This is a genomic window from Bacillus spongiae (genome assembly GCF_037120725.1).
Taxonomy (GTDB): Bacteria; Bacillota; Bacilli; order Bacillales; family Bacillaceae_K; genus Bacillus_CI; species Bacillus_CI spongiae.
The window spans coordinates 26,668-33,551 of sequence record NZ_JBBAXC010000029.1 but is presented as its reverse complement, the minus strand read 5'-3'; the positions used below and the strand labels follow the sequence as shown (position 1 = coordinate 33,551).

Genomic DNA, 6,884 nt, shown 5'->3' with positions numbered 1-6,884 from the left:
AGTGATAGGGAAAGCATTTATAAATCCTCCTAGTGTTTGTTTAGTCGCTAACATTATGACCAGGATTTTATAGATGCTTTCCTATTTTTATGGATAAATCACAAAATTTGGTGATGAACCATAATGTTAAAGGTTCGACTATGCAAAACTACTGTCATAGAATCTCTCTCTTTCTATGAATTCTAGGGCCTTGTTTTTTCTTTCCTTCAAACAAAATCACCAAGTGGAGTTACTTCTAACTTTTCCATTGCATAATATTTGATGAAACAAACTTTAAAACAAGACGAAGTTTTCAACGTCTAGTCATTCTCTATCTTTTTTAACATTAAAAAACCCTTTGGTCAGTCAACCCAAAGGGGAAAACGATCATGTCACCATCCTTTATGACTAGATAACGATGTTATATGTGGCAAGATGGTGTCGGCCGTGCCAAGCGTAGAGGCCGATATTCTTACCAACAGTGATTTCGCCTGAATCCGGATGAATAAATGTCTTTTCTAGCTCAGCCTCATTTAAACTACGCAGAAGTTTAGACCAGCGTTCATGTAATGCTTCAAGTAGAGATAATGACATTTCTATTGGTAATTTGGAATCCGGTAGCTCTGCCCATTTCTCTTCGTAATAGGATTTAATTACCGGTGTTTCTTCCGTTAGAGCTAATTTAAATCGCACATAGGCATTCACATGGCTATCCGCAAGGTGGTGCACTACCTGCCGAACAGTCCATCCACCAGTTCGGTAAGGTGTATCTAATTGTTGATTGTCTAACCCTCTTACTGCTTCTCGTAACAATCCAGGTAGGCCTTCAATGTCATTTATCCAACCATTCGTCACGTCGGTAGTTATTTCACCATTAAATTCAAACTTTCCAATTGGATATTTCGTTTCCACCTATTATTCCTCCCTTTAAGCTCTCTTGTTTTTATTCATATGTTCACGTTTTATCAATATTCTTGAATAACAGCGTTTGAATCGTATCACCAGCCAAAACGATGGATTCAGGTTTTAAAATTTGCGTACTATTAATAGAGTTACATAGGTTCTCTAACTACTAAAGGATTTCCTTAATAATGTCATAGACAAAGCCCCTTTATATTTCAAAGGCATCAGGAGAGTCTTTATTGAATCAACCAACTACACGGTCGACCGTGAGTAGCTCGCCAATAAAATGAAATAGCTCTTTAGTTCGATGAAGAGGTAAATGGCGATTCGTAAGCTCCAAAACGAAGACAAACGGCTACAAAGGTTTACCACAAGTTAATTGTTATACATCAGGTTCAATCTTAAATAGGTTATTTATCCAACATTTCTTGTCAGACTTTCGTTATAGGATGGAAACAAGGATTTAAAGAATGTCAAAAATAGAATCAAATGGAGTCATTCCTACGCAGCAAAATACATAAATAAAATAACAATAGTAAAAAAATTCAAAATACTCTAAATTAACCATTGATGTAGAAGTTATAAATGGTATAATAAGGAAGTTATATCACTACTCTAAACTAATTTTTTAGGGGGTGTAAACACCTTTCGTGTTATCTAAGAGTCTACTATCTACTCACAAAATTAGCAATTACGGCTCTTTCGCATTTTAAATACGTTGTAGTTCAAAACACTGAGGGTTAAAATTGTGAACGAAAAAGAGTTTGTAAAAATGCTAATCAAGAAGATGTGAAACAATTAAAAGAACAAGTGAAAAAAGTGAATGAATTCATTTTTGCATCACGACCTAGCTGAAAACTTGTACAACATGATGCAAATACCATCAGATTATTTTCTGAAGTAGAAACACAAACCTCAAAATCTATTATATTTCCTATATCTGAACCTATTAAAAGTCTCGCTTCATCACCTTACGATCATTACGATAAAAACTATATACACTTTCATCTTTCAATTGTAGAAGCTTATTTGAGTAAAAAACGGTTGGAGCCATTATAATCGTTTCAGCAACATTGGCCGGAGCCGCTGAAAGAGTTTATTTCCCAACACTACCTCTAATAATTGCTAGTGCTGTTGGGTTTGTATTAGTAGGATATTTTGTAAATGATCTAGCTAGGGACGTTTATTCAGAGGTTAATTATTTTAGTAAACTTAACCGATTTTGAACCCTAGAAAGGATGAGAATATGAAAAAAGGAAACTTTTTTGAGCTGCTAATAGTTGTAATAGTTGCCTTAGCTGCCGCTCTACTTATATATATTACCATTGATGATAGGTTGGTTCGTGCTTTGGTAGTGTTTTTATCGCTTATGTTTTTTTCTCTCTTTTTTAGAAGAATTTTCAATAGGGACAATTAAAGCGTTAAAAAACCCAACACAATACCCTCCACCACCGAGCGTTTACGTCAAATGGAGTCATTCGGCATATAACCTATGGTAAATTGTGAAAAGTTATAGCGTCCGATATGGAGTATAATAGAAGTGACCGTTCGAAACGGAAACGACAAAGCCTTTAAGAAAATTATTCAACAGCTTCCAAATGTTCCAATTTTCTACCTGGTAGCTAGAAATGCTTGCTCTATATTGAAGCTTCATTTTAAGAGCTTTTTAAAGGCGTAAGAGTTTATCAACGAAATAAGCCCATTAACTTCCACCCATACTCATTCCATCTTTTCTCAAGTCGAGGTCAATCCACCCTTTCCGTAATGGACATATATTCTAGAATGTGTAAAACGATAAATCCGTAGTTAATTGGAAAAGGAGTAATAACAATGAACCCTAAAATGATTCGCTCTGCACTTTTCGTTGGTCTAATTACGTTTGTTTTATCATTTTTAATTACCCATATGATCGGTTCTTCGCATCCACTTTTAGCAAGCTTATTTATCGGTTTTCTACTTTTTGAGCTAACATTTTTTCATCAGTTCCATAAGACCAAAAAAGTAAGCAAGCTTTAATTACTCCTGGTACCATCCAATTAGAACGCATGATTAGAAAGTTGAACGGTACCATCCCCTCATAAAGATGTACCTGTCGAAGACCACAATGAAGTGGTCTTTTTTATTGCTCTTTTTCAGTTCTAAACTTAATTTCTTACAACTAGTGATCATCCCTTTCTTAACTAGCCTATCAAATGCTAAACCTCTAATCTAATGTACTCAATAGGTCCTTCCTATTCCCTTTTCAGTCATATTAAAAAACAGAACTAAAGGACAAACGTACCAAAAAAAAGTAAAAGTCTTTATGTAATTCTGATTTATGCAGCATAGTAAGTAGGATCAAATATATTCCCTTCTATAATAATTCTAATAATATTGAATAATTAATTCGAATATATTAGAATTGATAACGTACTATATTTAGAGGAGGTTCTACATTTGAAATCATTTTCTTCCCCCGACACAACTGAAACGATAACCTTGAAAGTAGAATGGATGCCGATTTGGGAGGTGGTTCTTGGCATTGCAGGGTATACGCATGAACAATTAAGACACACCTTTGATATGGATCAAGAATGGTCATTAAACAAGGACTCCATGTCTCCTACTTTAGTAGAGCATCTAAAAGAAATAACAGAAACTAATTTTTGGTATGGGTTAATTATGCTTCAAAACAAACTTTCGGCTTCATCCGTTCAAGAATTTTCGAACGGACTGACAAATCTGTCAGTTGATTCATTTTATGAAACACTACTACCCTATAAAAGCAGAGAAATCGAGCCAATTAGGAAAGAAACAGCCTATCAACATGATCAAAGTCAATCATTTGAAAAATACTCTACATATTTTGAAAACCACGAGTTTCTAGGAGGATATATCCGTAATCTTGGTCATTTTTCCTATCAAAGAATATGTGACCTCTTCAACAGTGTCATAAAAGAATACTACAACTGGATAAGTCAACAGCAAGACTGGGAAAAGTGGACTCAAGCTCTTACATTTGAACAAAAACAAAACAGTGTATTGGATAAAACAAAACCAATTGAAGAAATTGAGAAAGTCACGGGTGGAGTTAACTATCTCCCTGAACCATCTGTTTGGACCGTCAAAATGATTCCACATGTATCATACCGACCATGGTTACTAGAAAAGCGAACACCTGACACGAAGCTCTTTTTTTATCCTATAAAGGAAGAGTATTTAGTAGCTCCCGGTGTGCCTTCAACGGAATTGGTTCGTGGTCATAAAGCACTTGGGGATGAGCTTCGATTAAAATTGCTTTATCAATTATTAAAGGGACCTTTATCACTTCAAGATTTGAGCCTAATGTTTAATATTTCTAAAACTACACTTCATCATCAGCTCTCATTATTAAAAGCTGCAAAGTTTATTCAGGTTGAGAAAGGGGTTTATTCAGTGAACCTACGCCAAGTTCATTCATTCTCTGACAGGCTAACGAACTATCTTGGAGTGAAGATATGAAAAGATTCTCTAAATCATTTAAAGCACTTTGGACAGGTGAAATCATTTCTGAATTTGGTGGAGCAGCTGGGGGAATCATTAATGGATTGTTGCTTTTTGAATTAACGGGATCAAAGGAATGGATGGGAGCACTTTGGCTTGTTTATTTTATTCCTTCTTTAGTTTTGCAGGGCGTTAGTGCTCCCTTTCTAAACCATGTTGTAAAGGAAAAAATGCTTAAAAACATACAATTAATTCGAGCAAGTGCCTATCTACTTCCATTAGTTGGTTATATTATTGGTTCCGATTTAGGAATTATATTAGGGTTAATTGTTTTACAATGCTTATTAGGTTTAATGCAGCCTATTTACGCTAGTCTATCTTTTTCACTTCTACCGGAAATTTGTAATGAGGAAGAACTGATAGATGCGAATGGCTTACTTGATGGAACGATTCGATTGATGAGTTTTATTGCACCAGGTGCAACGTCCTTATTCCTGTTAATAAGTCCAATGCATTTCATATATGCTTTTTCATCCGCCATGTTCCTTGCCAGTTATCTTGCATTGTCACGACTCCCCCAATCAAGCACGGAAAAAGTAGCAACTTGGACAAAGAAATTTTGGTGGGCAGAACTGAAGGAAGGCTATCGAACTCTTTTTAAATATCCACATCTTTTACGACTCACTATTCTTTCTTCAACCGTACAGTTTGCAGTGGGAGCAACATTGGTTTTAAGTGTTCCCTTTATACGTGGAGACCTTAATGGTCAACCTTGGGAATATGCCATTTTTTCTGGGGCTTTCCCTGTTGGATATGCTCTTGGTATGGTCCTACTTACAAGGGTACCAAAAACCTATCAAACAATGTACCTAGGCTTAATCGGAGGTGGCCTTTCATTTGTACTCTTGTTTCTTGTTCAGTCAATTCCTTTTGCCTGGTTATGTGAATTGTTTGGAGGCATGTTATTCCCTTTATTCAATGCTCAAAGTGCGGGAATTTTTCAACGGGAGGCTCCTAGAGATCGTTTGACACAACTAAGTTCAGTTCGATTACTTTTCCTTCGGGTGACCATGCCACTAGGAATATTATTTGCTTCCTCATCCTTTCTAGAACTAAGTACACGTCAACTATATTTGCTTGTTGGCATGGCAATTATTTTACCAGGATTGTATTATTTCTTTTCTTCTTTATCGAAATCAGAAATCCATTTCCTTACAGATAGAAACCAAAAAACAAGTTGACGTAAAACGCCTGAAGGGAAATTTGTTCGGGATATGAACGGATTATAATAAGGCCGGTATTCTCCCTACAATGGTACGGGTTGATTCATCTTAAAAGTAAAAAATCACCTGAAAATGAAGTATGATTGAACTCTAATAAAATGGACAAATAAAAAAAGAAACCTAGGTTTCTTTTTTATTTTAGGCTACAAACTATTTAGAGTGATGGAGTTGATTCAGTATATTTAACGTCACCGTTTGGAACTCTAATACTCTCCTATTATTTCATTATTGGTCAAAAACCTCGCACAAAAAACTCTAAGATTATACCGAAACAACCGTACCTACATTACAATGAAAGAATTTATCACCAAATTCACGTGCCAGTCTCATGCTTACTTCAAAGCCCGTACAATGTGAAACTCCTAATCGTTCTAATTCGAATTCTTTCAATCCCTTTATGCTTCTTTCCTTTTGATCCTCACTTACCGTCCATAAATGAGTGCCTCCTATCACGGTATGTATTCTCTCTTCTCCCGTCATTTTCATAGCATAGTTGAGAATGTTAATAATCCCCGCATGAGAGCACCCTAATATGACGAATAAACCTTTAGGGGTTTTAATAATAATAGATTGATCATCCATCACCTCATCTTTTATATATCCTTCATTCGATTTTACGACAATGTCGGTATCGCCAAATTCAAAATCCGTTAACCGTGGAACTTCACCCGATAAGTAAATAGTAGGCGCAATCTCCGTAAATGCTGTGTTGTACGTAAAATTTGCTCCATTACTCTCAAGTGCAGCCTTTGAAAAAGGAACTCCTATATGTTGATAGTCTGATCGAGTGAGATAGCCATCTTTAAAAATATCAGGATGGCAATACACATCAATTTCTTTTGAAGCTACTGCCTTAACAGCATCCATCAATCCCCCAGTATGGTCAATATGATGATGGCTTAAAATAATTCCTTTGATCGTGGATAAATCCTTTTTTAATACACTTGCGTTATTGAGCAATGCCTTCCCTTGACCTGTATCAAATAGATAGTTTCCATGATCCGTTTCTATAAATACAGACCATCCATGTTCTGCAATAGCCCCCAAATTCCCAAAAACGGTATTCTCTGATAGAACTGTCACTTTTACAGTCATTCTTATCCCCCTCTATTCATAGCTCTCTACTTATTGAATATATATAGAAATCTTTGAAATTATGATTTGTTTCCAAATATGACGGTGATACGTGCTCGAAATAACCTCCACTCCACTCTCTACTACTTCCATCCGTTCATCGAGCTCATAAACGGATAAACG

At 35.8% G+C, this 6,884-nt stretch carries 4 protein-coding genes and 1 pseudogene; 3 read left to right on the top strand and 2 right to left on the bottom strand.

The features are described 5' to 3' along the window. Nucleotides 1–371: 371 nt before the first annotated feature. Nucleotides 372–891: pseudogene (locus WAK64_RS21260) on the bottom strand (YfiT family bacillithiol transferase). A 1,821-nt stretch (nt 892–2,712) separates the two neighbouring features. On the opposite strand from WAK64_RS21260, the gene WAK64_RS21255 reads away from it, so the two are divergent. The 3 genes from WAK64_RS21255 to WAK64_RS21245 all read left to right on the top strand — a co-directional run bounded on the left by WAK64_RS21255 (nt 2,713) and on the right by WAK64_RS21245 (nt 5,585). Continuing rightward, nucleotides 2,713–2,898, top strand: a complete 186-nt coding sequence (locus WAK64_RS21255) for a hypothetical protein (protein WP_336588995.1) — start codon at nt 2,713–2,715, stop codon at nt 2,896–2,898. A 420-nt stretch (nt 2,899–3,318) separates the two neighbouring features. Then, on the top strand, nt 3,319–4,362 hold the full coding sequence (locus WAK64_RS21250; RefSeq protein ID WP_336588994.1) for an ArsR family transcriptional regulator: 1,044 nt from the start codon (nt 3,319–3,321) through the stop codon (nt 4,360–4,362). Then, nucleotides 4,359–5,585, top strand: a complete 1,227-nt coding sequence (locus WAK64_RS21245; RefSeq protein WP_336588993.1) for an MFS transporter — start codon at nt 4,359–4,361, stop codon at nt 5,583–5,585. The genes WAK64_RS21250 and WAK64_RS21245 overlap by 4 nt, the downstream gene beginning before the upstream one ends. Before the next feature lie 303 nt (nt 5,586–5,888). On the opposite strand, the gene WAK64_RS21240 is transcribed toward WAK64_RS21245, so the two are convergent. Then, entirely contained in the window at nt 5,889–6,722 is an 834-nt protein-coding gene (locus tag WAK64_RS21240; RefSeq protein ID WP_336588992.1) for an MBL fold metallo-hydrolase, read from the bottom strand. Nucleotides 6,723–6,884: the final 162 nt, after the last annotated feature.

Coding starts and splice junctions, on each gene's coding strand:
- WAK64_RS21245 (WP_336588993.1), top strand. CDS start 4,359: ATGAAAAGATTCTCTAAATCATTTAAAGCACTTTGGACAGGTGAAATC.
- WAK64_RS21255 (WP_336588995.1), top strand. CDS start 2,713: ATGAACCCTAAAATGATTCGCTCTGCACTTTTCGTTGGTCTAATTACG.
- WAK64_RS21240 (WP_336588992.1), bottom strand. CDS start 6,722: ATGACTGTAAAAGTGACAGTTCTATCAGAGAATACCGTTTTTGGGAAT.